At 70.7% G+C, this 26,630-nt stretch carries 23 protein-coding genes and 1 riboswitch; of the genes, 10 read left to right on the forward strand and 13 right to left on the reverse strand.

The genetic code is table 11. The features are described 5' to 3' along the window. Positions 1 to 11: 11 nt before the first annotated feature. Positions 12 to 887, reverse strand: coding sequence for a MaoC/PaaZ C-terminal domain-containing protein (locus AB5J50_RS15360; RefSeq protein WP_369258414.1), 876 nt, complete (start codon positions 885 to 887; stop codon positions 12 to 14). 291 nt (positions 888 to 1,178) lie between these two features. Here AB5J50_RS15360 and AB5J50_RS15365 point away from each other — a divergent pair, with 291 nt between their 5' ends. From AB5J50_RS15365 to AB5J50_RS15375, 3 genes are read left to right on the forward strand one after another with little or no spacing between them, the layout of a single operon-like run. Then, positions 1,179 to 2,090 carry an ATP-binding cassette domain-containing protein gene (locus tag AB5J50_RS15365; RefSeq protein ID WP_369258416.1) on the forward strand — a complete coding sequence of 304 codons (912 nt, stop codon included), beginning with the start codon at positions 1,179 to 1,181 and terminating at the stop codon, positions 2,088 to 2,090. Next, positions 2,090 to 2,812 (forward strand): ABC transporter permease, encoded by a 723-nt coding sequence (locus tag AB5J50_RS15370; protein WP_369258418.1) that lies wholly within the window; start codon positions 2,090 to 2,092, stop codon positions 2,810 to 2,812. Before AB5J50_RS15365 ends, AB5J50_RS15370 begins: the two co-directional genes overlap by 1 nt. A 15-nt stretch (positions 2,813 to 2,827) precedes the next feature. Beyond that, a complete protein-coding gene (locus AB5J50_RS15375) occupies positions 2,828 to 4,120 on the forward strand; it encodes a sensor histidine kinase (RefSeq protein ID WP_369258420.1) in 1,293 nt (430 codons plus the stop codon). On the opposite strand, the gene AB5J50_RS15380 is transcribed toward AB5J50_RS15375, so the two are convergent. Then, complete coding sequence (locus AB5J50_RS15380; protein ID WP_369258422.1) at positions 4,117 to 5,694, reverse strand: alpha-L-arabinofuranosidase B; 1,578 nt, start codon at positions 5,692 to 5,694, stop codon at positions 4,117 to 4,119. The two genes, AB5J50_RS15375 and AB5J50_RS15380, sit on opposite strands and share 4 nt — an antisense overlap. A gap of 347 nt (positions 5,695 to 6,041) precedes the next feature. Between AB5J50_RS15380 and AB5J50_RS15385 the strand changes: the two genes are divergently transcribed. Then, positions 6,042 to 6,674, forward strand: a complete 633-nt coding sequence (locus AB5J50_RS15385) for a response regulator (RefSeq protein ID WP_369265403.1) — start codon at positions 6,042 to 6,044, stop codon at positions 6,672 to 6,674. Positions 6,675 to 7,024: 350 nt separating this feature from the next. Here AB5J50_RS15385 and AB5J50_RS15390 read toward each other — a convergent pair whose 3' ends face one another. From AB5J50_RS15390 to AB5J50_RS15410, 5 genes are all read right to left on the reverse strand, one after another. Next, complete coding sequence (locus AB5J50_RS15390) at positions 7,025 to 7,861, reverse strand: hypothetical protein (RefSeq protein ID WP_369258424.1); 837 nt, start codon at positions 7,859 to 7,861, stop codon at positions 7,025 to 7,027. Further along, on the reverse strand, positions 7,861 to 8,400 hold the full coding sequence (locus AB5J50_RS15395) for a SigE family RNA polymerase sigma factor (protein ID WP_327428309.1): 540 nt from the start codon (positions 8,398 to 8,400) through the stop codon (positions 7,861 to 7,863). Before AB5J50_RS15395 ends, AB5J50_RS15390 begins: the two co-directional genes overlap by 1 nt. A 51-nt stretch (positions 8,401 to 8,451) precedes the next feature. Beyond that, positions 8,452 to 9,879, reverse strand: a complete 1,428-nt coding sequence (locus AB5J50_RS15400; RefSeq protein ID WP_369258426.1) for a DHA2 family efflux MFS transporter permease subunit — start codon at positions 9,877 to 9,879, stop codon at positions 8,452 to 8,454. 110 nt (positions 9,880 to 9,989) lie between these two features. Further along, complete coding sequence (locus tag AB5J50_RS15405; protein WP_369258428.1) at positions 9,990 to 11,186, reverse strand: lipid-transfer protein; 1,197 nt, start codon at positions 11,184 to 11,186, stop codon at positions 9,990 to 9,992. A gap of 11 nt (positions 11,187 to 11,197) precedes the next feature. After that, complete coding sequence (locus AB5J50_RS15410) at positions 11,198 to 13,432, reverse strand: acyl-CoA dehydrogenase (protein WP_369258430.1); 2,235 nt, start codon at positions 13,430 to 13,432, stop codon at positions 11,198 to 11,200. Between the two features lie 212 nt (positions 13,433 to 13,644). On the opposite strand from AB5J50_RS15410, the gene AB5J50_RS15415 reads away from it, so the two are divergent. Further along, complete coding sequence (locus tag AB5J50_RS15415; RefSeq protein ID WP_369258432.1) at positions 13,645 to 15,384, forward strand: MFS transporter; 1,740 nt, start codon at positions 13,645 to 13,647, stop codon at positions 15,382 to 15,384. Between the two features lie 81 nt (positions 15,385 to 15,465). Here AB5J50_RS15415 and AB5J50_RS15420 read toward each other — a convergent pair whose 3' ends face one another. Further along, positions 15,466 to 16,413 carry an erythromycin esterase family protein gene (locus AB5J50_RS15420; RefSeq protein ID WP_369258434.1) on the reverse strand — a complete coding sequence of 316 codons (948 nt, stop codon included), beginning with the start codon at positions 16,411 to 16,413 and terminating at the stop codon, positions 15,466 to 15,468. Between the two features lie 210 nt (positions 16,414 to 16,623). On the opposite strand from AB5J50_RS15420, the gene AB5J50_RS15425 reads away from it, so the two are divergent. After that, positions 16,624 to 17,274 carry a class I SAM-dependent methyltransferase gene (locus AB5J50_RS15425; RefSeq protein WP_369258436.1) on the forward strand — a complete coding sequence of 217 codons (651 nt, stop codon included), beginning with the start codon at positions 16,624 to 16,626 and terminating at the stop codon, positions 17,272 to 17,274. Positions 17,275 to 17,295: 21 nt separating this feature from the next. On the opposite strand, the gene AB5J50_RS15430 is transcribed toward AB5J50_RS15425, so the two are convergent. After that, positions 17,296 to 17,838, reverse strand: a complete 543-nt coding sequence (locus AB5J50_RS15430; protein WP_369258438.1) for a GNAT family N-acetyltransferase — start codon at positions 17,836 to 17,838, stop codon at positions 17,296 to 17,298. A 195-nt stretch (positions 17,839 to 18,033) separates the two neighbouring features. On the opposite strand from AB5J50_RS15430, the gene AB5J50_RS15435 reads away from it, so the two are divergent. The 3 genes from AB5J50_RS15435 to AB5J50_RS15445 all read left to right on the forward strand — a co-directional run bounded on the left by AB5J50_RS15435 (position 18,034) and on the right by AB5J50_RS15445 (position 21,142). Next, complete coding sequence (locus AB5J50_RS15435; protein WP_369258440.1) at positions 18,034 to 19,005, forward strand: N-acetylmuramoyl-L-alanine amidase; 972 nt, start codon at positions 18,034 to 18,036, stop codon at positions 19,003 to 19,005. Positions 19,006 to 19,177: 172 nt separating this feature from the next. After that, positions 19,178 to 19,999: a hypothetical protein gene (locus tag AB5J50_RS15440; protein WP_369258442.1), complete on the forward strand. Its 822-nt coding sequence runs from the start codon at positions 19,178 to 19,180 to the stop codon at positions 19,997 to 19,999. A 132-nt stretch (positions 20,000 to 20,131) separates the two neighbouring features. After that, on the forward strand, positions 20,132 to 21,142 hold the full coding sequence (locus AB5J50_RS15445) for an LLM class F420-dependent oxidoreductase (protein ID WP_369258444.1): 1,011 nt from the start codon (positions 20,132 to 20,134) through the stop codon (positions 21,140 to 21,142). 7 nt (positions 21,143 to 21,149) lie between these two features. Here AB5J50_RS15445 and AB5J50_RS15450 read toward each other — a convergent pair whose 3' ends face one another. The 4 genes from AB5J50_RS15450 to AB5J50_RS15465 form a co-directional block, all read right to left on the reverse strand. Continuing rightward, positions 21,150 to 21,713 (reverse strand): hypothetical protein, encoded by a 564-nt coding sequence (locus AB5J50_RS15450; RefSeq protein ID WP_369258446.1) that lies wholly within the window; start codon positions 21,711 to 21,713, stop codon positions 21,150 to 21,152. Between the two features lie 417 nt (positions 21,714 to 22,130). After that, the gene (locus tag AB5J50_RS15455; protein WP_369258448.1) at positions 22,131 to 23,201 is read right to left on the reverse strand and encodes a prenyltransferase/squalene oxidase repeat-containing protein; all 1,071 of its coding nucleotides are present in this window, start codon (positions 23,199 to 23,201) and stop codon (positions 22,131 to 22,133) included. After that, positions 23,198 to 23,944 carry a class I SAM-dependent methyltransferase gene (locus tag AB5J50_RS15460; protein WP_327428321.1) on the reverse strand — a complete coding sequence of 249 codons (747 nt, stop codon included), beginning with the start codon at positions 23,942 to 23,944 and terminating at the stop codon, positions 23,198 to 23,200. Before AB5J50_RS15460 ends, AB5J50_RS15455 begins: the two co-directional genes overlap by 4 nt. Beyond that, complete coding sequence (locus AB5J50_RS15465; protein WP_369258450.1) at positions 23,938 to 25,407, reverse strand: glycosyltransferase family 4 protein; 1,470 nt, start codon at positions 25,405 to 25,407, stop codon at positions 23,938 to 23,940. Before AB5J50_RS15465 ends, AB5J50_RS15460 begins: the two co-directional genes overlap by 7 nt. A 252-nt stretch (positions 25,408 to 25,659) precedes the next feature. Between AB5J50_RS15465 and AB5J50_RS15470 the strand changes: the two genes are divergently transcribed. After that, positions 25,660 to 26,361, forward strand: coding sequence for a TetR family transcriptional regulator (locus tag AB5J50_RS15470; protein ID WP_369258452.1), 702 nt, complete (start codon positions 25,660 to 25,662; stop codon positions 26,359 to 26,361). Between the two features lie 78 nt (positions 26,362 to 26,439). Then, positions 26,440 to 26,630: riboswitch (TPP riboswitch) on the reverse strand.

Genomic DNA, 26,630 nt, shown 5'->3' on the forward strand with positions numbered 1-26,630 from the left:
GCGTACGAACGTCAGGCGTGTTCCACGATGGTGTCGGCGAGGACCGGCGCGTCGTCCCGTTCGGCCGCGCTCACCGCCACCTGGACCTCGCCGTCCCGCCGCCACATCCGGATGCGCAGGGTCTCGCCGGGGAAGACGACACCGGCGAAGCGCGTGGTGTAGGAGCGGACGCGGGTCACGTCACCGCCGAGCACCGTGTCGACGACCGCCTTGAGGGTCATGCCGTAGGTGCACAGGCCGTGCAGGATCGGCCGGTCGAAGCCGGCGAGCTTGGCGAACTCGGGGTCGGCGTGCAGCGGGTTCCAGTCGCCGGAGAGCCGGTAGAGCAGGGCCTGGTCCTCGCGGATCGGGCGCTCGACGGTCCTGTCCGGCGGGCCTGTCGGTGCTTCGAGACGGGTGGAGGGGCCCCGGTCGCCGCCCCAGCCGCCTTCTCCCCGTACGAAGATCTGGGCGTCGTTCGTCCACAACGGGCCCTGGGCGTCGGCCACTTCGGTTCGCATCACGAGGATCGCCGCCTTGCCCTTGTCGTACACGGCGGCGATGCGCCCGGTGGCGGTCGCCGTGCCCTCGACGGGGATCGGGCGGTGCACCTCGATGGTCTGGCCGCCGTGCAGGACGCGCGCGAGGTCGACGTCGACGCCGGGCATGGACAGGCCGCTGATCACGCCCGGTGAGCCCGCGCCCGCGACGGTGGCGAAGCTCGGCAGGACGTGCAGCCGGGATTCGAGGGTGTAGCGGAGCTCGTCGGGGTCGGTCGCGGGGCTCTCTTTGTCGGGATTCGCGCCCGCGCCCAGGCCCAGGTGGTAGAGCTGGACGTCCTTGTGGCTCCAGGTGATCTCCCCGGTCCGGGGCTCGGCGGCGACGGCCTTGGCGGCGTCAATGGGCATGGGGCTCCTGATCAGTAGGGCCTGAGACCTCGGTGCGGCCGTCCGCACCGTCGGTCGCACCGAGGTCGACACTGGACCGGGGAACCCGCCCGTTCTAGAACGCGTTCCAGTCCGGCGAACCCTTGTATAGCCCAGCGCCCAGCACTTGTGAAGACTACTGACGCCATGTCAGATCTATGGGTCAGTCGGATCTATGGGCCGGTCGGATCTGCGGGCCGTGACATTTGTCCCGCCCGATTCCGTACAAGTGCGCCTGCCGGACCCCGGCCCCCGCTTCGTAGCGTCGTACCCATGACGAAGACGACTGGGACACCGCCCGCCGTGTCCTTCACGGGGGCGGTCAAGACCTTCGGCGCGGTGCGCGCCGTGGACGGCATGGGCCTGGAGATAGCTGCCGGCGAGACGGTGGCGCTGCTCGGCCGCAACGGAGCGGGCAAGTCGACGGCGATCTCCCTTCTCCTCGGCCTGAACGAGCCCGACGAGGGCTCGGTCGCGCTCTTCGGCGGCCGTCCGGAGGAGGCGGTGCGTGCCGGGCGGGTCGGCGCGATGCTCCAGGAGACGCGGCCGGTGCCGCGCGTCACCGTGCGGGAGCTGGTCTCCTTCGTGGCCGGGCGCTATCCGGCGCCGCTGCCGGTGGCCGACGCGCTGGAGCTCGCGGGCATCGCGGAGCTGGCGGGGCGGCGCGTCGACCGGCTCTCCGGCGGGCAGGCGCAGCGGGTGCGGTTCGCGGTGGCGCTCGCCGGGAACCCCGCGCTGATCGTGCTCGACGAGCCGACCGCCGCGCTGGACGTGGAGGCACGGCACGCCTTCTGGAAGTCGATGCGGGCCTACGCGCGCCGTGGCCACACGGTGCTCTTCTCCACGCACTACCTGGAGGAGGCCGACGCGCACGCCGACCGCATCGTCGTCATCGACCGCGGCCGGATCGTCGCCGACGGCACCGGCGAGCAGCTCAAGCGGTCGGTGGGCGGCAACCTGGTCTCCTTCGACCTGGCGGGCCGGGGCACGGAGGGCCTCGCGCTGCTGCCCGGCGTGGTGTCGGTGGAGGTGCGCGGAGACCGGGCCCGGCTGCGTACGGACGACTCGGACGCGACGGTGATCGCGCTGGCCGAGCGGGGAGCGATACGCGGCCTGGAGGTCGTACCGGCCTCCCTGGACGACGCGTTCATGGCGCTGACCTCACATGTTCTGGAGACGGTGTGATGCTGGACTATCTGCGACTCGAAGTACGCCGGACCCTGCGGGACACCGGCTTCGTGATCGGCGGCATCGCGATGCCGGTGATGATGTACCTCCTCTTCACCAACCTCGGTGGTGGTAGCGACGACGGCGACTGGAAGACCGCCTCGATGGTCGGGATGGCGGCGTACGGAGCGGTCGGCTCGGCACTCAACACCGGTGGCGGGGTCGCCGAGGACAAGGTGATCGGCTGGCTGCGGCAGCTGCGGGTGACACCGATGACGCCGCGCGAGGTGGTGCTGGGGCGGGCGCTGACCGGCTCGGTGACGGTGCTGCCCGCGATCGCCACGGTGCTGGCGGCGGGCGGTGTGGTCAACGGCGTACGCCTCGACGTCTGGCAGTGGGCGGCGATCGCGGTGCTGCTGTGGCTCGGCTCCCTCCCCTTCACGCTGCTGGGCCTCGGCAACGGCTACCGGCTGACCGCGCAGACGACGGGGGTCGCGAACATGGTGTGCAACCTGGGTCTCTCGGTGGTCGGCGGCCTGTGGTTCCCGCTCGCCCTGTTCCCCGGCTGGCTGCGCTCCCTGTCGGCGTACACGCCCACGAACCGCTTCGCGCAGCTGGGCGTCTCGGTCGCGGACGGCCACGCTCCGGCGCTCGGCGCGGTGGTGGTGCTGACGGCCTGGCTGCTGGCGTTCGGTTTCTACGCCGTGGTTTCGTACCGTCGGTCCGCACGGACCGTCTGAACGGGGAGCGGGGACATGTCCTGGATGCGAGGGGTCACCTGCCAGATACGGCAGTGGCAGAAGGCGCGGGCGCGCTGGAGGGCCGACATGGAGCGTTTCAAGGCCGAGCAGCGGGCCGCCCGCAGGAGCGGCGGGAAGATGCCCGAGAATCCGGGCCCGCCGCCCACCGGTTTCGCGCTGCTGCCGTGGCTGCTGATGGGGCTGGGTGCCTTCTCCAACCTCTTCCAGGGCGAGACCCCGAACCCCTGGATCGGCGGTCTGGGTCTGCTCGCCTTCAACTCCCTCTACGTCTATGTGACGTTCCGGGCCTTCGTGAAGGAGACGCGCGAGGCCCGCTCCACCCGGGTGGCGCTCGCCCTGATGGGCCTGGTCACCTGCGGGCTGGCCGCCGGGTACGGCGGCAGCTGGCTGTACTTCTTCCCGCTGCTCGGGCTGGCCACCGGGGCCGTCCTGCGGGGCCCGTGGCTCGGCAAGATCGGTTTCGGCGTGACCGTGCTCGCGGCGGTGGTCTCCTACTTCCGGGCGGGCTGGGACGCGGTGAACGTCGCCTACGGCACCTTCCTGTCGACGATGGTGACGGCCGCGATCCTCTCCCTCTCCGAGGCGGTACGCGAACTGCGCGCCGCCCGCGAGGAGTTGGCGCGCCGCGCCGTCGAGAAGGAACGGCTGCGCTTCTCCCGCGATCTGCACGACCTGCTGGGCCACACGCTCTCCGTCATCGTGGTGAAGTCGGAGGCGGCCCGCAGGCTGGCCCACCGTGACCTGGACGCGGCCCTCGTCCAGGTCACGGACATCGAGTCGGTCGGCCGCCAGGCCCTCACGGAGATCCGCGAGGCGGTCACCGGCTACCGCGAGGGCAGCCTCGCCACGGAACTGGACGGCGCCCGCTCGGCGTTGTCGGCGGTGGGCGTCGAGCCGGTTGTACGGCAGTCCGGGCCGCCCCTCGTCCCGCAGACCGAGGCGCTGCTGGGCTGGGTGGTCCGCGAGGCGGTCACCAATGTCGTACGGCACAGTGGCGCGACCCGCTGCGAGATCACGCTGGACGGCACCCCGGACCGCGTCCGTCTGACGATCACGGACGACGGGAACGGAGACGAGGACGGGGACGGGGACGGGGACGGCGCACCCTCCGCGTCGTCCGCGCTGGGCATCGGCGGGACGGGCCTGAAGGGCCTGACCGAACGCCTCACGGCGGCGGGCGGGTCCCTGCGGGCCGGCCCGTCGCCGCGCGGCGGCTTCACGGTCACCGCCGAACTTCCCGTGGAGGGCGAACTCCCCACGGAACCGGCGGAATTGTCGGTCCTCTAGGGCGCCCAGGGCGCGGTGACCATCCAGCTCACGTCGTCCGTCCACGAGGTGGCGCTGTCGAAGGTGTTCGAGCCGCCGTTGCTCGCTATGTAGACGTTGTAGTTGTAGTGCCGGAGGTATCTGGTCGGGTAGTTGTACGACGCGAACGAGGTGCCCGTGCCGCTCTTGCCGGTCCCGGCGCAGAACGTGGCGTCCTGCCTGAACTGCGTGGTGCCGACCATGGGTTGTCGGTAGAGCTGGTAGTTGTAGTGCCGCAGGAAGTCGCCGGGGTAGTTCCGCGACTCGAAGGAGTAGCAGGAGCTGTTGGCCAGGCCCTTGCGGACGATCCAGGTCGCGTCGCCCTTGTCGAGCGCCGAACTGCTCGACGTGATGGCCGAGATGACCGCCGAGTTGTTCTGGTGGCGGATGTAGTCGGTCGTGCAGCACGAGGTCGTCGCGCGCAGCGAGATCTCCGAACCGGGCGTCAGCGAGCCGGTGCTGCCGGTGGAGGCGCCGTAGCCGACGGAGACGATGTTGGCCTGCACGGAGTTGTCGGCGGCGTCCGTCGGGATGCCCGAGGTCATGACGCCCTCGAAGAAGGAGCCGATGGAGCCGTTGCTGTTGTCGCCGCCGGTGCCCAGGACGATCGCGCCCTCCTGGTGCATGGGTGAGTAACCACTGGTGGTGGGTTCACCCCCGGAATAGGTGGTCGTCAGACTGCCCGATTGGGCATTGCCGTATTTCAGCGCGAAATGGTCCTGGCCGTTGTTCTTCAGCAGCGCGGTCACGAACGGCGTCGCACCGGTGCCGGTGTTCGACGAGTTCTTGCTGTAACCGGAGTCCGACTGGAACAGCCCGTTCTCCAGGTCGGCCTGCACCCAGGGGCCCCCGCCATAGCAGGGCGAGAACCAGCACTCGGTACCGAAGTTGATCGCGTCCATGTGGCCGTTGCCGGTGTCCTGGTTGTTGGTCTCGGCGTTGCCGTAGTCGAAGCAGCAGCTGCCGTTCACATGGGTGCCGGAGGTCACCATGTACATCCCCTCGGCCTGCCCGTTGACCGCAACACCCGACGTCGAGTTGTCCCGGTAACCCATGCCGGCCGAGATCTCCAGGCCGTAGACCTGGTGCCCGCCGGCAGTCACCGGCAGGGCGTCCGCGGGCGCGCCGACGTCGGCCGCACCGGCGCCGCCGGCACCCTCGACGGTGAGGTCGTTGTGGCGCGACGACTGGTCGTAGATCTTGGTGATGATGCAGGTGGTACCGGTACAGAAGGTGTCCTGTGCCGCGGCGTTCGCGTAACCTCCGGCGGCCAGGAGACCGATGTTGAGGGTGGCGCTGTCGGAGGCGCGCTGCACTTGGTACAGCGAGCCGTTGTACGACGAGTAGAGCGCCCTGACAAGGCTGTGCGCGGCGACACAGGGCGTGCCCGCGGTGGCGTAGATGTCACAGGGGAGCGATCCGGCGGCCGCGGCCTGGGGTGCGCCGACACCGATCGAGAGGCCGACGGCGAGCGCGAGGGTCGCGAACCCCGACAGCACGGACAGGGCGGTTTTTCTGAGGCGTGGTGATCGCGAGTGCCATAACTTCAAGAGCACGGTGCACCTCTTCCGTTCCTGGTGGGCGGTGCGGGTGGGCAGTGCGGGTTTTGTGGTGCGGGTTCGTGGTGCGGGTTGACGGTGCGGACGCTTTGCCGAAATACCGAACGTCGTTCGGTCGAAATGCCGAACCAAATCTCGGTCGAAATGTCGAACATTTACGGAACTTGGTCCGGCGCAGAAATGGCAAAGGTGGTCGCTGAATGCCGACCCGATTGTTTTCCTGGAGTCAGAGGCCGTCAAGACTCGCGGAGCCGAATAATGACGACTCTTTAATTGCCCGCCATAGCAAGCACTCCGACCGGTAGCCGCCGCCCCCGCGCCTTACGCTTGGCCCCGTGAACGAGATGCCCCGGGATCACCGGCCCGCCAAGTCCATTCGTGTCCTGCTCGCCGAGGACCAGGGAATGATGCGGGGCGCGCTCGCTCTGCTGCTCGGGATGGAGGCGGACATCGAGGTGGTCGCGCAGGTGTCCGCGGGGGACGCGATCGTGGACGCGGCGCTGACGCATCGGCCCGATGTGGCCCTCCTGGACATCGAGTTGCCCGGTATGAGTGGGCTGGACGCGGCGGCCGAACTGCGGAACGAGGCGCCCGACTGCCGGGTGTTGATCCTCACCACCTTCGGGCGGCCCGGGTATCTGCGCCGGGCTATGGAGGCGGGCGCCGCGGGGTTCCTGGTCAAGGACGGGCCCGTGGAGGAGTTGGCCGAGGCGATTCGGCGGGTGCTGACCGGGGAGACCGTCATTGATCCGGCGCTCGCCGCGGCCGCGCTGAGCGCCGGGCCCAATCCGCTCACCGCGCGTGAGTGCGATGTGCTCAAGGCTTCCGTGGACGGTGCCACCGTCGCCGACATCGCGACCAAGCTCCACCTCTCCGAGTCGACCGTCCGCAACTACCTTTCTTCAGCGATCGGCAAGACGGGCACCCGTAATCGCATGGAGGCGATGCGGGAGGCACGTCAGCAGGGGTGGTTGTAGCTGCCGGGGCTCGGGCGTGGTTTTCGCCCCCGCCGCCCCTACCCGTCCCATCCCTGGGGGCTGCGCCCCCAGACCCCCCTGAAAGATTGCGCAGTTTCCCGCGCCCCTTCGGCGGGGCTGCGCCCCGATTCCCCGCCCAACCCGGTTCGTTTGTCTGCGGGGCCGTGGGGGCTGGTCGCGCAGTTCCCCGCGCCCCTAAAAGACTCCGGGGCGGGCGGGGGATCGCGGGGCGAAGCCCCGCGCCTTCAGGGGCGCGGGGAACTGCGCGACCAGCCCCCATCCACCCGCACCCGACACACAACCCCACGGGCTCTGGGGCGGAGCCAGGCGCGGCGGGGCGAAAAACCCCCTCAGCCCGAAGCCGCCGCCGACTTGAACACCTTGCCCTCCGGGGCCAGGCACACAAACCAGTTGGTCGGAGAGCCCTTGGCCTGGCGGATCATGGGCTTGAAGGCCCAGCTGAAGCCGGAGCCCTTGGGGGCCATGGGGACGGTGGTTGTCGAGCCGTCGTTCCAGGTGCAGGTGACCTGTCGGGTGGTCGGGGAGACGTCGCCGATCACGAGCCGGTTGCGCGAGCCGGCGGTGCCCGGCTTGCCCGTGTGCAGCGGCATCGCGCCGGAGACGAGGTACTCGCCCGGGTTGGAGTCGCTCCGGTCGAACTGGCCCTCCATCACCGCCGTCGTCTCGACATCGCCCACGATCAGGTGCACGAAGTACCGGTCGATGCCGATCAGGTCCTTGGCCTTGGTCACTCCCACCGGATGCACCCGGTACTCCCCCATCGCGGCATACTGGCGCTCCGCCTCCTCCTCGTTCTTCGGCGCCGCCCACACGTCGAGGGTGACGCTCCAGTCCTTGCCGTTCTCCCGCGCGCTCGCCAGCGTGGTCCGCTGCGGCGCGTAGACATGCCGCTGCTCGGCCGTCGGCGGGCGGGTGGCGGCCGGGGCGACCTGCTTGCCGTCGCCTCCCGAAACTCCCGCCAGCGCCAGCGTCCCCGTCGAGCCGGCGATCACCAGGGCCGCGGCGGCCGCGACCGCCCAGCGGCGGGCCTTGCGGCGCCGGCCGCCGCGGACCACCGCCTGGTAGGGGGCTATGCCGATCTCGACCTCGTCCGCGGCCTCGGCCAGCAGGAGGGCGATGTCCCTGTGTGTCGCCATGTCGTGGTTCGTCTCCCGGTCCGCGCTCATCACTTCCGCCCTCCGTGCGTCACCATCTCGGCCAGGCCAGGTATGGCGCGGAGCTTCGCGATCCCCTTGGCCGCGTTGCTCTTCACCGCGCCCACCGAGCAGCCCATCGCCTCCGCCACCTGGCTCTCGCTCAGGTCCTCCCAGTAGCGAAGGACCACCGCTTCGCGCTGCCGCGCGGGCAGTTGGGCGAGCGCCTTCAGCAGCGCGCTGCGGTCGTCGGCCTGGGCGATCCGGTCACCGCTGTCGGGCAGCTCGTGGGTGAGGCCCGAGTCGTCCTTCGGTGCGAGGAACTCCTTGAGTTTTCTGCGGTGCTTGCGGGCATGCCCGTTGATCATCACGCGCCGTACATACGCCTCCGGGTCGTCGGCGGCACCGACCCTGCGCCAGGCCACGTACACCTGCTCCAGCGTCGACTGGACCAGGTCCTCCGCTGCGTGCTGCTCCCCCGCGAGGAGAAATGCCGTACGCATCAACCGCGGCCAGCGGCCGATGACAAAGCTCTGGAACTCCTCGTCCCGAGCCTGCTTCCGATCCCCCATGGGCACCTCCTAGATGTCTAAAGGAGTCCGCGAGGGTCTCATTTCGTTGCCTCAGCCCCGGGAAATCCCAGAAATCTTTCGCGGCAGCCACACCAGCATCAACACCGTCCCGCCGAGCAGGACGAAGCCTCCCGTGCGGAAGGCCAGCGCGTACCCCGCGGTCAGCGCCTCCGCCGACGAGCTGCCCGCCGTACGGGCCGCCGCGATCGTGGACATGATGGCGAGCCCGAGCGAACCGCCCATCACCCGCGAGGTGTTGACCAGCCCCGACACCAGCCCGGCGTCCTCCGGAGCCGCGCCCGAGGTGGCGAGCGCGGCCAGCGGTGTGGCGGACAGGCCCGCGCCGGCCATCATCAGGATCCCCGGGAGCATGATCGCGGTGACGTACGAGCCGTCCGCGGTCATCGTGGACTGCCAGCCGAAGCCGACCGCGGCCAGCAGCGTGCCGAGCACCGCCACGTTACGTGCCCCGATCACCGGCATGAAGCGGGGCGCCGCCTTCGAGCCGAGGACCACCGCCAGCGAACTCGGCACCACGGCGAGCCCGGCTTCCAACGGCGAGTAGCCGAGCACGTTCTGCGCGTACAGCGACATGAAGAGCCACATGCAGAACATCGCGGAGCCGTTCACGAAATTGGCCGCGTTCGCCGACGACACCGACCGCAGCCGCAGCAGCTTCAAGGGCATCAGGGGCGCCTTCGTCCGCGACTCGACGACGAGGAACGAGGCGATGAGCGCGAGCCCGGCGCACAGCGGCACCAGCGTCTGCGCCGCCGCCCACCCCTCGGCCTCCGTCTGCACGATCCCGTACGCCAGTGTCGCGAGCCCCGCCGTCACCAGCAGCGCGCCCGGCAGGTCGAGCCGTCGCCCGTCCCCGGCCCTGCTCTCCACGAGCCACCGCGCGGCACCCGTCAGCACCACCGCGCCGACCGGCACGTTGATGAGCAGGACCCACCGCCACGACAGCCCGTCGATCAGCAGCCCGCCGACCAGTCCGCCCGCCGCGCCGCCCCCGGCGCCGACGGCGGTCCAGGTCGCGATGGCCCGCGCGCGTGCGGCGCCCTCCGGGACGGCCGAGGTGAGGATCGTCAGCGTCGAGGGCGCGAGCACGGCGGCCCCCAGCCCCTGCACGGCCCGCGCGACCAGCAACTGCCAGCCCTCCTGGGCGACCCCGCCGGCGAGCGAGGCCAGCGTGAACAGCGCGAGCCCCACCAGGAACATCCGCTTGCGCCCGTACAGGTCACCGGCCCGCCCGCCGAGCAGCATGAACCCGGCGAAGGCGATCGAGTACGCGTTCACCACCCATTGCAGCCCCGGCGCGCTCAGCCCCAGGTCGGTCCGCATGGACGGCAGCGCCACATTGACGACGGACACGTCCAGCACGACGAGGAACTGTCCGGCGCACGCGAGCGCGACCACCGCCCACAGGGGCGGAGCGATACGTCCGGACATACGGGTGTCTTCAGCGGCTCGGAGCATGCGTGTCATGCTCTCAACCGCCTTACGCCCCTTGCATCGGGATTTCGCCGCACGCCCCGTCGGCCAGAAGACCTAGGCCCCAAGAGCCACGGACAGCGGCGGCGCCGGTGTCAGGCCCCCGCCCGGGCCAGCAGCGTCACCACCGCCGCCCCGCCCAGTCCGATGTTGTGCGCGAGCCCGACCCGCGCGTCCGCCACCTGCCGCGGCCCCGCCTCTCCCCTCAACTGCCATACCAGCTCGGCCACTTGGGCGATCCCGGTCGCCCCGAGCGGATGCCCCTTGGAGATCAGCCCGCCCGACGGGTTCACCACCCAGCGTCCGCCGTACGTCGTGGCGCCCGACTCGACGAGCTTGCCGGACTCCCCCTCCCCGCACATGCCGAGCGCCTCGTACGTCAGCAGCTCGTTGACGGAGAAGCAGTCGTGCAGTTCTACGACGTCCACGTCCTCGATGCCGAGTCCGGACCGCTCGTACACCTCACGCGCGGCCTCCCGCGACATCGGCTGTCCGACGACGTCTATGCACGAGCCGGACGCGAAGGACTCCTCGGTGTCGGTGGTCATCGCCTGCGCGACGATCTCGACCGCCCGCTCCCCCAACTCGTGCCGCTCGACGAACCGTTCGGACACCACGACGGCGGCCGCCGCCCCGTCCGAGGTCGGCGAGCACTGGAGCTTGGTCAGCGGCCGGTGGACGGTCCGGGCCGCGAGGATCTCGTCGACGGAGTACACATCCTGGAACTGGGCGTACGGGTTGTTCGCCGAGTGCCGGTGGTTCTTGGCGCCGACGGCGGCGAACTGGGCTTCCGTGGTCCCGTACTTCTCCATGTGCTCACGCGCCGCGTCACCGAAGATCTGCGCGGTGGGCGGGGACATCTCGAAGCCGTGCCGGGCGGCCATGATCCCGTAGTGCCGGGCGACGGGCGAGGTCTTGAAGTCTCCACCGTCGGCCCCTCCCCCGAGCGCGCCCCGCTTCATCTTCTCGAACCCCAGCGCCAGTACGCAGTCCGAGATCCCGCCCTCGACGAACTGCCGGGCCAGCATCAACGCACTCGCCCCGGTCGCGCAGTTGTTGTTGACGTTGTAGACGGGCACGCCGGTCAGGCCCAGTTCGTAGGCGGCACGCTGGCCCGCGGTGGAGGCCTGGAAGCAGTAGCCGACGGGGACCTGCTCGACGAGGTCGTACGAAATCCCGCTGTCGGCAAGGGCGTTGGTCCCCGCTTCCTTCACCATGTCCCAGTACTGCCACTCCCTGGTCTCGGGCTTCTCGAACTTGGTCATCCCGACCCCGACGACGTACGCCTTCATGGCACTCACTCCTAGTCTCGCGGCAGGCCGAGGATGCGCTCGGCGACGACATTGAGCTGGACCTGGGTGGTGCCGCCCGCGATGGTCAGGCAGCGGGAGAGCAGGAAGCCGTGCACGGCGCGCTCACCGGCCCCCTCCCTCAACGCGCCCGCCGGGCCCAGGAGTTCGAGCCCCAGCTCGGCGACCTTCTGCTGATGCGCGGTCTGCGCCAGCTTCCGTACGGAGGCGCCCGCGCCCGGCTCCCCGCCGGACACCTGCCGCAGGGTCGTGCGCAGCCCGATGCAGGCCAGCGCGTGCGCCTCGGCGAGGAGCGCCCCCAGACGCGCTCCCTCGATCTCGTCGGCCCGCGCGATCAGCGCCTCCAGGCCCGTGTCGAAGGTCAACTGGTCGGCCATGTGCACGCGTTCGTTGCCGAGCGTGTTGCGGGCCACGCGCCAGCCGTCGTCGATCTCGCCGACGACCGCGTCGGCGGGCAGCAACACGTCGTCGAAGTAGACCTCGTTGAAGAGGGAGTCCCCGGTGATCTCCTTCAGCGGACGGATGTCGATGCCGTCCGTGTTCTTCATGTCGACGATGAAATACGTGAGCCCCTTGTGCTTGGGCGCCGCCGGATTCGTGCGCGCGAGGAGGATCCCGTAGTCGGCCCACTGTGCCGCGCTCGTCCACACCTTCTGCCCGTTGACCCGCCAGCGCCCGTCGTCGGTCCGCTCGGCCCGGGTGCGCAGGGAGGCGAGGTCGGACCCGGCGCCCGGCTCCGAGAAGAGCTGGCACCACAGGAGGTCCCCGCGCAGGGTGGGCAGCAGATGGCGCTCCCGCTGCCGGTCGGCGCCGTAGGCGACGAGGGACGGGACGACCCAGGTGGCGATCCCCAGTTCACTGATCCGTACGTCCGCCGCCGCCAACTCCTGCTGTACGGCGAGCTGTTGGACGGGTCCGGCGCCGAGTCCGTAGGGCGGGGGCAGATGCGGGGCGGCGTACCCCGTGGGCGCCAGCAGCCGCCGTACGGCCGCCGGATCGAGCCCGCGTGCGCCTTCGATGACCTCGCGGGCCTCCGCCCGGTACGCGGATGCCTCCTCCGGCAGCTCCAGGCGCAGCTCCCGCCGTACGCCGTCCCGCGCGAGCCGGGCGGCCCGCCGCAGGTGTGCGCCCCCGGCCCCGAACAGCTGCCGTGCCACGACCGCCCGGCGCAGATACAGATGGGCGTCGTGCTCCCAGGTGAACCCGATACCGCCGAGGATCTGGACGCAGTCCTTGGCGCAGGAATACGCGGCGTCGAGAGCGGTACCGGCGGCGAGGGATGCCACCAACTCCCGTACGGCCACCGCCTCCCGTACAGCCGCCGATTCCCCTACAGCCTCCGGCTCCCGTACAGCCACCGATTCCCGAACGGCCTCCAACCCCTCCGCCCCGAAGGCCTCTTGGGCAGCCCGCGCCGCGTCCCACGTCAGCGCCCGCGCCTGTTCGAGCCGTACGAGCATGTCGGCGCACAGGTGCTTCACGCCCTGGAAGTGGCCGATGGGCCGGCCGAACTGTTCGCGGACCTTGGCGTACTCGGCGGCCGTGTGCAGCGCCCACGCGGCGGTGCCGCAGGCGTCCGCGGCGAGGAGGACGGCGGCGAGGTCGCGGACCAGGGCCGGGTCGACGGCGAGGACGCGGCCGGCAGGGACCCGCACGCCTTCCGCCCGGACCTCGGCGGTCGCCCGCGTCGGATCGGCGCTCTCGTGGGGCCGTACGACGAGATCTGCGGCGTCGACGGCCAGCCATACGGTGTCGCCGCCGGACGAGGCGGCGAGCACGAGCACGTCCGCGTCGGCACCCGACAGCACGGGCGGCGCCGTCCCGTCGAGCACGTATCCGCCGTCCGTCGCGACGGCGGCCAGGGAGCCCGGGCCGAACGCCACGGCACCGATGCGCTCCCCGCACCCCAAAGCCCGTACGAGATCGTCCGCCCCGGCCAGGACCACCGACGCCAGCACGCTCGCCAGATACGGCCCCGGCAGCGCGGCCCGCGCGGCCTCCTCCACGACGACGGCGAGGTCGACGAGGTCGCCGCCGCCACCGCCGTACGCCTCCGGAAGGTGCACGGCGAGCAGGCCCTGCGCGGCGAGTGCGTCCCAGTAGGCGGGTCTGCCGTCGCCCGGCGCGTCGAGCAGTTTGCGGACCTCCTCGGGCGGCACGGCGCGGGTGGTCCAGCCGCGTACGGCCTCGGCCAGTTCCCGCTGCTCCGGTGTGGTCCCGATGCCCATGCGCGCCTCCCCAAGGCCCAAGGTGCGCGCAAGACTAGAACACGTTTCATTCTGACGGTAGGTCAGATACCCATGAGAGGGTCAAGAATTCTTAGTACGCCGAAGCATCGGAATAGTTGCCCGGGCACACCTGGTTCACCTTGCACGTATCCCGCACGGATCACCCGACTCCTCTTCTTCTCTCTCTTCTTCCGGCCTGGAGGCCACACGTAATGACGCACACGACGACCGACCAGCCCGCCCGGAGGCAGAGCGGCGCGATCGTGCCGGTGCTCGCCTTCGCGGGAATCGTTGTCGCGGTGATGCAGACCCTGCTCGTCCCGGTCATCAAGGACCTGCCGACGCTGCTGAGCACCGCTCCCAGCAACGCCACCTGGGTACTGACCTCGACCCTGCTCTCGGGAGCCGTGGCCACGCCGATCATGGGGCGCCTCGGCGACCTCTTCGGCAAGCGGCGCATGCTGATCCTCAGCCTGGCCGTGATGGTCGCCGGCGCGCTGATCAGCGCGTTGACCAGCACCCTGCTGCCGATGATCGTGGGCCGCACGCTCCAGGGCTTCGCCATGGGCGCCATCCCGCTCGGCATCGGCCTGATGCGCGACATGCTGCCCCGCGAGAAGCTCGGCTCGGCGATGGCCCTGATGAGCTCCTCGATCGGCGTCGGCGGCGGACTCGCGCTGCCCGCCGCGGCCCTGATCGCGCAGCACGCGAACTGGCACGCCCTCTTCTACGGCGCCGCCGGCCTCGGCGTCCTCTCGATCGCCCTCACCCTCCTCTTCGTGCCGGAGTCCCCGATGCGCGCCGAGGGCACCTTCGACGTGCTGGGCGCGATAGGCCTCTCCGTGGGCCTCGTCCTCTTCCTGCTGCCGATCACCAAGGGCAGCGACTGGGGCTGGACCTCGGGCACCACGCTCGGCCTGTTCGCCGCGTCGGTCGTCGTGCTCCTGCTGTGGGGCGTCATGGAACTGCGCCTGAAGGCACCGCTGGTGGACCTGCGCACGACCGCCCGTCCCGCGGTGCTGTTCACCAACCTCGCCTCGATCATGGTCGGCGTCTCCTTCTACGTCGTCTCCCTCGTCCTGCCGCAGCTGCTCCAGCTGCCGAAGGCCACCGGCTACGGCCTCGGCCAGTCGATGGTCACCGCGGGCCTGCTCGTGGCGCCGCTCGGCCTGACGATGATGTTCACGGCGCCCGTCTACGCCAAGCTGTCCGCGAAGTACGGCCCCAAGGTCACCCTGATCCTCGGCATGCTGATCATCGCGATCGGCTACGGCGCCGGACTCGGCCTGATGAACGCCGCCTGGCAGAGCCTCGTCATCGCGGTGGTCCTGGGCGCCGGCATCGGCCTCGCGTACTCCTCGCTGCCCGCGCTGATCATCGGCTCCGTACCGGCGTCGGAGACGGGTGCGGCGAACGGCCTCAACACCCTGATGCGCTCCATCGGTACGTCCGTGTCGAGCGCCGTCATCGGCATGGTCCTCGCCAACACGGCGAACCACGTGGGCGGCGTCGCGATCCCGACCATGCACGGCTTCCGCGTCTCGTTCCTGATCGCGACCGGCGCGGTGGCGGTCGGCCTGCTGATGGCCCTCTTCCTGCCCCGCCAGCGCCAGGCGACCAAGCCCCAGCTGCGCGCCAGCAGCGAGGAGGAGGCCGCCCTGGAGCGGGCGGCCGAGGTACTCGGCGGTTTCCGCGGCCTGGTCCTGAACGCCGACGGCGACCCCGTCGCCCGCGCCAAGGTCACCCTGATCGACCACCGCGGCCGCCAGGCCGGCGCCACGCTCTCCGACGAGGACGGCAGCTACGCGCTCGCCGTGCCCGCCGAGGGTGCGTACGTCCTGGCCGCCAAGGCCGCCGGTCACGGCCCGCTGGCCTCGTCGGCGACGCACTCCGGCGACGACCGTCCGGTCGAGGTGCATCTGGCGCTGCCGGGCGAGACCGTTACGGCGTAACCGGTTGGCCGATCGCTCCTGCTCCCGCCCCTCCTCGCGCACCCCCGTCGCTCATGCGGCGGGGGTGTTCGCGTCTGCGTCTCACGGCAGGAACCGGGCCGAAGTGACCTCCCGCACATGAAGGATCGCGTCGAACCACTCTCCGAGCGATCCACCGGCCATGAAGTTGTCGGCGCTGGTCTCGGCATGGAAGTGCGGTCCGATCAGTCGCGTCCTCGCCGGCGTGCCCAGCCAGTTCCGCACCCGCTCCGGGGCGTCGCCGCGCAGGTCCAGGAGGTACGCGGGCAGTCCGACGTCTCCCAGCACTGTTTCGGCGAACTCCGGCGGCGGGGCCGGGACCGGGTACGGGACCCTGCCGTGCTGGAACATCAGCCCGATGGACACGAACCCCGCTCCGAAGCGCTCGCGCAGATGGCCGCCCGCGTTGCGGTGGGCCGTCGGTGTGGCCGAGGGGGAGATGGTCCGCCGGTCGCCCTTGGCGGTGTGCACCATGCCGCCCCAGTAGACGATCTTGTCCCCGGTCCGTTCGTGCCACTCGATCAGGTCCTCGGCCATGCTCAGCTCGATGCCGGCGAGAGCGTCGAGCCCGGAGGGCTTCCGCAGCGGCCGCGGGACGGTACCGGCGAAGCGGACCTGGTCGTCCGGGTGGCTGCGGTTGAACTCGCGCATCCACCGCACGGTGTCGAGGATCTCCTCGGTCCGCAGGAACGGCCGCGCCTCGGACAGCAGGGCCCGCGGGTCACCGGTTCCGGTGCGGAGGTACTCGTCGAGTCCGAGGCCCGACGTGTCGGCCGCCTCCAGCGCGACCGAGCGGAAGCCCAGCTCCTCGACGAGCTGCCGGATGACACCGGACGAGGCCATGGCCAGCTCGTGGGCCTGACGGCTCGACGCGCCGAGAGCCACGACCTGGGCGTCGCCCACGAGGCCGGCCAACGGGAGGGGGTCGCTGTACGGCGCTTCGGGGTCCAGCACAGCAAGGGGGTGAGCGCGGTCACTGATCCACTGAACCGTCTCGTCATGAGCTGCCACGTCGCGAACCGTGTCGTCATGAACCGTCTCGGCATGAACTGTGTCATCGGCCATGGACAGAAGCCTCGGACATCAACCTTGGTTGAGGTCAAGCCGCCGGGGCAGACGGATGGAGCGCCGTGCCACCATGTGTCCCGCAGACCCGAAGACCCGCACGAAGACCGAAGACACACACGAACACCGAAGACCCGTACACGCAGGAGGAACCCCATGCCCGCGGCACCCAAGCCCGAGATCCTCGCCGCCTTCGAGGCCGCGAAGGGGTTTATGCCGCTCCGCGAGGGGCTCGCGCTGTACGAGGCGGCCGTCGAGGCCGGGCGGCTCGGGCTGCCGCTCCTGGAGGTCGGCACGTACTGCGGGCGCTCCACGATCCTGCTCGCGGACGCGGCGCGCGAGGCGGGCGTGACCGCGATCACGGTGGACCACCACCGGGGCAGCGAGGAGCAGCAGCCGGGGTGGGAGTACCACGACCCGGAGACGGTCGATCCCGAGATCGGCCTGATGGACACGCTCCCCACGTTCCGCCGCACCCTCCACCGGGCGGGCCTGGAGGACCACGTGGTCGCCGTGGTCGGCCGCTCCCCGCAGATCGCCGCCTTCTGGCAGACGCCGCTCGGCTTCGTCTTCATCGACGGCGGCCACACGGACGAGCACGCGAACGGCGACTACGAGGGCTGGGCGCCGCACGTCGCCGAGGGCGGCCTCCTCGTGATCCACGACGTGTTCCCGGACCCGGCCGACGAGTTCACCGGCCAGGCCCCGTACCGCGTCTACCTCAGGGCCCTGGAGTCCGGCGCGTTCACCGAGGTCTCGGTGGCCGACTCGTTGCGCGTGCTGCGGCGAACGGGAGCAGGGATCTGAGGGCGCCGGACGCCCACACGTTCAGCGCAGGTCCAGCATCATCGCGTCGTACAAGGGCGCGTCGGGGAACGGCATGATCTCGCCGAACCACCGATACCCCCAGCCCTCGTACAGGGCCCGCGCCTCGGGGTGGTCGCGCTCGACGAGCAGGGTCACCCGCTCCTCGCTCCGGTCGCGCAGCAGTTCGTCGTGGACTTGGCGTGCCGCTCCCGTACCGCGAAGCTTCTCGACCACCTTGAGCTCCGAGAGGGCGAACGTGCGGGCGCCGGTCTCGGTGGTTGCGCTTCTTTCGGGCGCGGGCGTCCACAGGCCGTCCCACCAGTGGGTGTCGGCCGGCAGTGTGCACCCGTAGGCGTAGCCGACCGGGATGTCGTCGAGGTAGCCGACGACGGCACCGAAACCGGCTACTTCGGTGTTCCAGCCGAGCCGCTCGTCGAACCGCTCGATGCTGTGGAACTCCTCGCCGAGCCGGTCCGCGTAGATCTCGGCGTACACGTCGAGGAGCTCGTGCCGCACATCGTCCAGATCGCCGGCGTCCCGCCGTTCCAGGCGTAGCCCGTCCATGCTTCACGCTCCTGCCTGTCGCGTCCGCGGCCGAAGATCCCGGTGTTCCGCTGCTCGGCCACGTCATTCCCGTCATGCACCCGCGTTCCTCGACGGTAGCCCTACCTCTATTGCTCACTGGGTAAAACGCGGGGCATCACGCGGGCCACCCCCTGGACACTGCGGACCACCAGGACGCCCCGTAGGGTGGCAGGCGTGTCGTACGTAGGCCCTGACTTCGATCCGCCCCAGCCGCGCCGCTCCCGGCGCGGGCCGCTCACCGTCGCGATCGCCGCGCTCGTGCCAGGGGCGCTGGCCGGGTGGCTGGTGTGGCAGGCGGTGGGCAGCGACTCGGGTGACGGGGGCGGGTCGGACAAGGCGGGATCCGGGGCGTCGTCCTCGGCGCCCGGCTCTCCCTCGGTGTCCACGACGGCTTCCGCGACGGACGCCGGCAAGGCGACCGCGAGTACGTCACCGAGCCCGACCGTCTCCTCGTCCGGCCCCGCCGCCTCCGGCCCCCTCAAGGGCAAGGTCGTCGTCATCGACCCCGGGCACAACCCCGGCAACTTCCAGCACTCCGCCGACATCAGCCGCAAGGTGGACATCGGCACGAACTTGAAGGAGTGCGACACCACCGGTACGTCGACCAACGCGGGTTACACCGAGGCCCAGTTCACGCTCGACGTCGCGCGCCGGGTGCGCACGCTGCTTCAACAGCAGGGCGCCACGGTGAAGTTCACCCAGGACGGCGACCGGGCCTGGGGGCCGTGTGTCGACGAGCGGGCCAAGATCGGTGACAAGGCGCACGCGGACGCGGTCGTCTCGATCCACGCGGACGGCTCGGCGGCCGGCAACCGCGGCTTCCATGTGATCCTTCCGGGATCCGTCCACGCGGGCATCGCCGACACCCGCGCGATCGTCGCCCCGTCGCGCGATCTGGGCGAGCGCATCGCGGGCCTGTTCGTCCGCGAGACGGGCAGCGCCCCCTCCAACTACGTCGGTGACGGCACCGGACTCGTGGTCCGAAAGGATCTCGGCGGTCTCAATCTGTCAACGGTTCCGAAGGTGTTCATCGAGTGCGGCAACATGCGCGATAGCAAGGATGCTGCGCAGCTGACCAGCGGCGCGTGGCGGCAGAAGGCGGCGCGTGGGATCTCTGAGGGAATCGTGAGTTTCCTGCACGGGTAGCGATCAACGGATCGAACCGGGCGGACACCCTGATCGAACGGGCGATAGTGTCATGCCTACGATGAGGGGCCACCCCCGCGCTTCACACCGCGTCCTGACGGCGTCACCATGACGGCGACACGGTGACAGCGATGCCTCCACCGACGACGAGACGACTGACGAAGGACCTGAAGTGAATATCCGCTCCCTCACTCGAGGCGACGGCGTGGTGATCGGAGCAGCGGTGTTGCTGTTCATCGCGTCGTTCCTCGACACGTTCGACAGCTCCGGCAGCGGCACCCTCAACGCCTGGGACAGCCTGGGCCTCGTAATGAGCATGTATATCGGTGGCATCGTCGGTGCGGCTCTGATCGTTGTCGCCCGCTCGCTCCCGCAGCCGCGCAAGGTCATCGGACTCGAACTCGGTCAGCTCGGCGTGGCCCTGACCCTCTTCGCCGCGTGGACCTCGTTCTGGACGATCCTCGATCCGCTGGGCGCGTTCAGCGACGCCTACGACAGCGCGAACGTCGGCGCGGGCTCGGGGCTGATCCTCGGCCTGATCGCCGCCCTGCTGCTGGCCGCCGCCGCGATCGCCACCCCGCTCGTCCCGGCGCTGAGCGCCGCCCTCGTCGGCGCCCCCAAGCCCATCGCCCCGCAGCCCTACGGCGGTCAGCCGCAGGGTGGTTACGGCTACCCGGGCGCTCCGCAGCCGGGTCAGCCCTACGGCGCACAGCCGCAGCAGGGGCCGGGGCAGCCGTTCGGTGGTCCGTCTCAGCCGCAGCCGTCGGCCCCGCAGGCGCAGCAGCCCGCCGCGCAGGACTTCTCGCCGTTCTGGTTCGCCGTGCCGGTGGCGCGTCCGCTGTTCGCGGAGGACGGTTCGCCGACGCCGATCGCCGAACTGGCGCCGGGCACCTGGTACCTGGCCGTCGAGCAGCGCGGTGCCACCCTGGTGGCGCAGACGCAGGACGGCCGTCGTGGTGTGCTTCAGGACATGTCGGGGATCCAGCGCGGCTAGAAGCCGCCCGCTTCCCCCGCGGCCCCTCGCCCTTCCGGGTGGGGGGCCGTTGTCGTACAGTCGCACCCCGTTCCCGTTGGCACGTTGGCACATTGGCTGATGGTCCGTCAGGCAACTGGCTCTGGAGGCGACATGCGGCTCGGTCTCGCACTCGGCTACTGGGGCCGCGGCCCCTCGGCGGACCATGTGCCGCTCGCCCTGGAGGCGGAGCGTCTCGGCTACCACTCCGTGTGGACCTCCGAGTCCTGGGGCTCCGACGCCTTCACCCCGCTCACCTGGATCGCCGCGCAGACGTCCCGCATCCAACTCGGCACGGCCATCGCGCAGATGGCCGCCCGCTCCCCCACCACCACCGCGATGCACGCGCTCACGCTCGACCACCTCTCCGGCGGGCGCATGATGCTCGGCCTCGGCCTGTCGGGGCCGCAGGTCGTCGAGGGCTGGTACGGGCGCCCGTTCCCGAAGTCTCCGCTGACCGCGACACGGGAGTACGTCGATGTCGTACGCCAAGTCCTCAGGCGTGAGGCGCCCGTTGAACTGGACGGGCGTTTCCACTCCCATCCCTACCGAGGCGCCGACGGCACGGGCCTCGGCAAGGCGCTGAAGCCGATCACCCACCCCCTGCGCGCCGAACTGCCCGTCCTGCTCGGCGCCGAGGGTCCGAAGAACATCGCGCAGACCACCCGGATCGCGGACGGCTGGCTGCCGCTGTACTGGTCGCCGACGCGGCCCCAGGCGTACGAGGCGTCACTGACGGACCTGCCCGAAGGCTTCCTCGTGGCGCCCATGGCCCGCGCCCACGTCTGCGACGACGTCGCCGAAGGGCTGCTGCCCGTCAAGGCGATGCTCGGCTTCTACATCGGCGGGATGGGGCACGCCGCGCGCAACTTCCACGCCGACCTGATGGCGCGCATGGGCTTCGAGGAGGAGGCGCGCAGGATTCAGCGGCTGTTCCTTGAAGGGCGCCGCGAGGAGGCCGTCCTCGCCGTCCCGGACGCCTTCGCGGACGAGATCTCACTCGTCGGCCCGCGTGAACGCATCGCCGAGCGGCTGGAGTTGTGGCGCAAGGGTCCGGTGACCGACCTTCTGGTCCTGTCACCGGACCCGCACACGCTACGTGTGCTGGCGGACCTCAACACATAGCCGGGGCTCAGCCGCCCGAGAGCTGGGAGGCCGACGGCACCTGGTCCTTGACCTCGGCGCCCGCGCTCTTACCGGCGTCCTTCACCTGGTTGATGATGTCCTCGAAGGAACCGGCGGCCGAGCCATCGCCCTTGCGCAGCTTGGACGGCAGGTCCTTGAGGGCGTCGATGCCCGCCGTGAGCGGGGCGATGGCCTTGGAGAGCAGGGGGTCGCCCTGGGCGTTCTTCACGGCCGCCTTGAGCCGGTTGTACGCGAAGGTGCCCGCGAGCCCCGCCTTGACCAGCGCGAAAGTACGGCCCTTCGCGCCCTTCTTGAACTTGCCGGCCTTCCAGGGCTTCACGATCCACTGGTAGGTCGCTCCGGCCGCGAGCCCCGCGTTCGCCACGAAGCGGGTCTTGGCGAACTTCTGTTTCTCCACAGAGGTGGTCGGGGTCGGGGTCTGGCTCGCGGCCGCCGGCGCCACCGCCACGGTGTCCTGGGAGGTGCCGCCACCGCCACATGCGGTGGCGCCGGCGAGCAGAGCGCAGCTGAGGGTGAGCGCCACGATCAGGCGCCGTATCGGTACGGGCACGGGGTCCTCCGGAAAGGGAACGGTTCTCCCGGCAGCCTCACCCGGCCCCCGCGACTGCGCCACCCGAGCGAACCCGTTCGGGTTCCCGACGGGGTTTCCTCGCCCCCGCCGCCCCTACCCGTCCCATCCCGTTCCTGGGGGCTGCGCCCCCAGACCCCCCTAAAAGATTGCGCAGTTCCCCGCGCCCCTTAAGGGGCGCGGGGAACTGCGCGAACAACCCCCACCGGCCCGCAGCCGACGAACCAGGGCGGGCAGGGAATCGCGGGGCGAAGCCCCGCGCCTTTAGGGGCGCGGGGAACTGCGCGACAAGCCCCCACCCACCCGCAGCCGAAGAACCCACCTACGGGGTCTGGGGCGGAGCCCCAGGAACGGGATGGGACGGGTAGGGGCGGCGGGGGCGAAAAACCCCTCGGCCGGCTACCCGCAGCAGTCCGGGTCCAAGCCCCGCGGCAGACGCTCGCCCCCGAACACCGCACAGGTGGGCTCGTCGCCCCCCAGCGCGGCCACCGCCAGGAGCAGGGAGCCCGCGGTCCAGGTGGTGAGTTCCTCGGGCCAGATCGCGCGGTCCTCGAAGACGAAACCCGTCCAGTACAGGCCGGTCTTCGGGTCGCGCAGGTGCTGGATGGACTGGAGGATCTCCAGGGCACGGTCGGACTCGCCCACCGCCCAGAGAGCGAGGGCCAGTTCGGCCGATTCGCCGCCGGTCACCCACGGGTTGGGGACCACGCAGCGGACACCGAACCCGGGGACGACGAAACGGTCCCAGCCCTCCTCGATACGGGACTTGGCCTCGGCGCCCGTCAACGCGCCACCGAGCACCGGGTAGTACCAGTCCATCGAGTAGCGGTCCTTGTCGAGGAACCGCTCGGGGTGCCTGCGGATCGCGTGCCGCAGCGCCCCGACCGCCAACTCCCAGTCGGGCTGCGGCTCTTCCCGCTGCTCGGCGATGGCCAGCGCACAGCGCAGCGCGTGATGGATCGACGAACTCCCGGTCAGCAGCGCGTCGTTGACCGCCGTGCCGTCGTCCTCGCGCTTCCAGCCGATCTGCCCGCCCGGCTGCTGGAGCCGCAGCACGAACTCCACGGCCGCGTAGACGGACGGCCACATCCGGTCCAGGAACGTGTCGTCGCCCGTGGCGAGGTAGTGGTGCCAGACGCCCACCGCCAGGTACGCGCAGAAGTTGGTCTCACGGCCGCGGTCGGTGACGTCGTCGTGGGCCCCGTCCTGGTACGCCGCGTACCAGGAACCGTCCTCGTTCTGATGCCGCGCGAGCCACTCGTACGCCCGCTCGGCGGCCTCGTGCTCCCCCGCCGCGTCCAGCGCCATGGCCGCCTCGGTGTGGTCCCACGGGTCGAGGTGGTGCCCCCGGAACCACGGTATGGCGCCGTCCGGCCGCTGCACCCCGAGGATCCCGCGCACCGTGGCGGCAGCCTCCTCGGCGGTGAGGACCCCGGGCAGGACGAGGTGTTCTGTCCGGGGCGTGGTCACGAAGCGTCCACCGCGGCGGTGTCGACGGGCAGGTGCGGCTTGGTCGCGTACGCCACGAAGCTCTTGCCCATCAGCGGGTTCAGTGCCTGCTCGGCGACCCGCGTGGCCAGCGGTTTCTTCATGATGTCCCAGACCAGGAGCTTGTGGTACGCCCGCACGGGCAGCGCCTTGTCGTTGTCGACGCCGAACGCGCACTTCAGCCACCAGTACGGGGAGTGGAGGGCGTGGGCGTGGTGGGTGCCGTACGGCTTGAGCCCGGCTTCCCTGATCTTGCCCAGCAGCTCGTCCGCCTTGTAGATGCGGATGTGGCCGCCCTCGACCTCGTGGTACGCGTCGGACAGCGTCCAGCAGACCTTCTCCGGGCCGTAGCGCGGGACGGTGATCGCGATGCGGCCGCCCGGCTTCAGCACCCGGACCATCTCCGCGAGGACACCCTTGTCGTCCGGGATGTGCTCCATGACCTCGGAGATGATCACGACGTCGAAGGACTCGTCGGGGAAGGGCAGCGCGAGGGCGTCGCCCTCCATGGCCGTCGCGGTGGCGCCGGCGGGCGCCTCGCCCGCCTCCTTCATCGCCGCGAACCACTTGGCGACCTCGCGGATCTCCTCGGCGTTCTGGTCAAGGGCGACGACCTGTGCTCCCCGCCGATAGCACTCGAACGCGTGCCGGCCGGCACCGCAGCCGAGGTCCAGGACGCGGTCGCCCGGGGCGAGCGGGAACCGGGAGAAGTCGACGGTCAGCACGTGGCCCTGCTTTCGCGGTTGGCTACAACTACTTCTTCAGCAACGTCTTTGACGGATTCGCCGGGGGCGACATCGCTGTGGGCGGCCGCGGAGCGGTCGGGAGTCGGGGGCGCGGAGCGGCTGGGGCGCGGCGCGGAGCGGTGGGGTGGTGTGCGCTCGGAGAGGGCCATCGCCTCGCGGTAGTGGGCCACCGTGCCCTGGGCGGCTCGGGCCCAGGTGAAGCGGTCCAGTACGCGGGCGCGGCCGGCGACGCCGAGGCGTACCCGCAGCTCCGGGTCGCCCAGGAGTCGGCTCAGGGCGGCGGCCAGGGCGCCCGAGTCGCCGGGGGGTACCGCGAGGCAGGTCTCGCCGTCGGGTCCGGCGACCTCCGGGATCGCTCCGCCGGTGGTGGCCACCAGGGGCGTACCGGTGGCCATGGCCTCGGCGGCGGGGAGGGAGAACCCCTCGTACAGGGAGGGCACGCAGGCGACTTCGGCCGAGCGGACGAGGTCGACGAGTTCGGCGTCCGAGATGCCCTTGACGAACTCGACGGCGCCTTCGAGGCCGTACCGCTCGATGGCCTGCGCGACGGGCCCGTCCTCGGCGCGCTTGCCGACGACGACGAGGTGGGCGCCGGGGTGCTCGGTGCGCACCTTCGCGAGCGCCTCGACGAGGAAGACGAGCCCCTTGAGCGGGACGTCCGCGCTGGACGTCGTCACGATGCGGCCCGGCACCTGCCGTACCGCCGGATCCGGCGAGAAAAGGTCGGTGTCCGCGCCGATGTGGACGACGTGGATACGGTCCTGGGCCACACCCAGGTGGTCGACGATCTCCTGGCGTGAGGTGCCGGAGACGGTGAGCACGGACGGCAGGCGGCGCGCGACGCGCTTCTGCATGCGGGTGAAGGCGTACCAGCGGCGTACGGACGCGCGGCGCTTCCAGCCCTCGGCCGCGTCCAGCTCCAGCTGCCGGTCGACGGTGATGGGGTGGTGGATGGTGGTGACGAGCGGCGCGCCCACGTCGCCCAACAGGCCGTAGCCGAGGGTCTGGTTGTCGTGGACGACGTCGAAGTCGCCGCGCCGGGCCCGCAGATGGCGGCGGGCGCGCAGCGAGAAGGTCAGCGGCTCGGGGAAGCCGCCGGTCCACATCGTGCCGACCTCCAGGGCGTCGACCCAGTCGCGGTACTCGTCCCGCTGGGGGGTGCGAAAGGGGTCGGGCTGGCGGTACAGGTCGAGGCTGGGCAGTTCGGTGAGGGAGAGACCTTCGAGGTCCTCGCCCTCGTCGAGCACGGGGTAGGGCTGGGAGCCGATGACCTCGACGCCGTGGCCGAGGCGGGCGAGCTCGCGCGAGAGGTGCCGTACGTACACGCCCTGACCGCCGCAGAACGGGTTTCCCTTGTACGTCAGGAGCGCGATGCGCAGGGGCCGGTCGCCGTCGGCGGCCACACCCTTCCCGGGGCCCGCCTCCATGGCCTCAGCGGTCACTTCCGGCCCCCTTCTCCCTGCACTTTCCCGCGAGATTACGCCGGGACGCTAATCTAGAACAAGTTTCAGACTTGATCGTTCAAGGAGCACTGAATCTACCGGCAGGTAGCGCCGCTGTGAGCGGTGGATCAGGTGATTCACGCCACGACGGAATGCCAACCGGAGTGACTGGGTCCGATGATTCGCGCGACGACGCGAAGCCCTGCCATGCTGACTCCTCGCTCCCTCTCGCTGATGTCACGGAACGGACCCATGCCTGCGGAAGCCAAGGCGGACTCGAAGAACGCGCGACCGGCGTCGCAACCGACCCCGCGACCGGCGTCGCACGCCCCCGCGCCCTCCCCCACGCACCCCGCCCCTCACCCCGCCTCTCCTCCGCTCACCGAGCGGCAGGAAGCGCGCCGCCGCCGGATCCTGCACGCGAGCGCGCAGCTGGCCAGCCGGGGCGGCTTCGACGCGGTGCAGATGCGCGAGGTCGCGGAGTCGTCGCAGGTCGCCCTGGGCACGCTCTACCGCTACTTCCCCTCGAAGGTCCACCTGCTGGTCGCCACGATGCAGGACCAGCTGGAGCACATGCACGGCACGCTGCGCAAAAAGCCGCCGGCCGGGGACACCGCGGCGGAGCGGGTGGCGGAGACCCTGATGCGGGCGTTCCGCGCCCTGCAGCGCGAGCCGCACCTCGCCGACGCCATGGTCCGCGCGCTCACCTTCGCGGACCGCAGCGTCAGCCCCGAGGTCGACCAGGTCTCCCGGCAGACCACGGTGATCATCCTGGACGCGATGGGTCTCGACGACCCCACCCCCGCCCAGCTCTCCGCCGTCCGCGTCATCGAGCACACCTGGCACTCGGCCCTGATCACCTGGCTCTCCGGCCGCGCGTCCATCGCCCAGGTCAAGATCGACATCGAGACGGTATGCCGCCTGATCGATCTGACGACCCCGGACGAGCAGTAGGAGACGAGCGGCAGGAACGGTAGGAGCGCCAGGGACGGGGCCTGGCGCGGGCACGCGCACCCCTGCGCGGGCACGCGAAAACCTACGAGACGGGTTCCCTTCGCCGGCATTACCCGGATCAGGTGTTAGGGGTCGCCTTCCGGCCCAACCACTGCCTTCCAGCCTCTCAGCTCGACCGTCGACGTCGGCCCCAGCGGATGCTGATACTGCTGGTACTGCTGCGTCTCGCCAAAGTCGGCTACTCCGGTCGAACTCCCTCACTCGCCCCG

Source organism: Streptomyces sp. R35 (assembly GCF_041053035.1).
GTDB classification, from domain to species: domain Bacteria; phylum Actinomycetota; class Actinomycetes; order Streptomycetales; family Streptomycetaceae; genus Streptomyces; species Streptomyces lutosisoli.

What these genes read in the sequence shown, in the direction of transcription:
- AB5J50_RS15360 (WP_369258414.1), bottom strand. Translation starts at nt 887, where the DNA reads ATGCCCATTGACGCCGCCAAGGCCGTCGCCGCCGAGCCCCGGACCGGG.
- AB5J50_RS15365 (WP_369258416.1), top strand. Translation starts at nt 1,179, where the DNA reads ATGACGAAGACGACTGGGACACCGCCCGCCGTGTCCTTCACGGGGGCG.
- AB5J50_RS15370 (WP_369258418.1), top strand. Translation starts at nt 2,090, where the DNA reads ATGCTGGACTATCTGCGACTCGAAGTACGCCGGACCCTGCGGGACACC.
- AB5J50_RS15375 (WP_369258420.1), top strand. Translation starts at nt 2,828, where the DNA reads ATGTCCTGGATGCGAGGGGTCACCTGCCAGATACGGCAGTGGCAGAAG.
- AB5J50_RS15385 (WP_369265403.1), top strand. Translation starts at nt 6,042, where the DNA reads ATGCCCCGGGATCACCGGCCCGCCAAGTCCATTCGTGTCCTGCTCGCC.
- AB5J50_RS15390 (WP_369258424.1), bottom strand. Translation starts at nt 7,861, where the DNA reads ATGAGCGCGGACCGGGAGACGAACCACGACATGGCGACACACAGGGAC.
- AB5J50_RS15395 (WP_327428309.1), bottom strand. Translation starts at nt 8,400, where the DNA reads ATGGGGGATCGGAAGCAGGCTCGGGACGAGGAGTTCCAGAGCTTTGTC.
- AB5J50_RS15400 (WP_369258426.1), bottom strand. Translation starts at nt 9,879, where the DNA reads ATGCTCCGAGCCGCTGAAGACACCCGTATGTCCGGACGTATCGCTCCG.
- AB5J50_RS15405 (WP_369258428.1), bottom strand. Translation starts at nt 11,186, where the DNA reads ATGAAGGCGTACGTCGTCGGGGTCGGGATGACCAAGTTCGAGAAGCCC.
- AB5J50_RS15410 (WP_369258430.1), bottom strand. Translation starts at nt 13,432, where the DNA reads ATGGGCATCGGGACCACACCGGAGCAGCGGGAACTGGCCGAGGCCGTA.
- AB5J50_RS15415 (WP_369258432.1), top strand. Translation starts at nt 13,645, where the DNA reads ATGACGCACACGACGACCGACCAGCCCGCCCGGAGGCAGAGCGGCGCG.
- AB5J50_RS15425 (WP_369258436.1), top strand. Translation starts at nt 16,624, where the DNA reads ATGCCCGCGGCACCCAAGCCCGAGATCCTCGCCGCCTTCGAGGCCGCG.
- AB5J50_RS15430 (WP_369258438.1), bottom strand. Translation starts at nt 17,838, where the DNA reads ATGGACGGGCTACGCCTGGAACGGCGGGACGCCGGCGATCTGGACGAT.
- AB5J50_RS15445 (WP_369258444.1), top strand. Translation starts at nt 20,132, where the DNA reads ATGCGGCTCGGTCTCGCACTCGGCTACTGGGGCCGCGGCCCCTCGGCG.
- AB5J50_RS15470 (WP_369258452.1), top strand. Translation starts at nt 25,660, where the DNA reads ATGCCTGCGGAAGCCAAGGCGGACTCGAAGAACGCGCGACCGGCGTCG.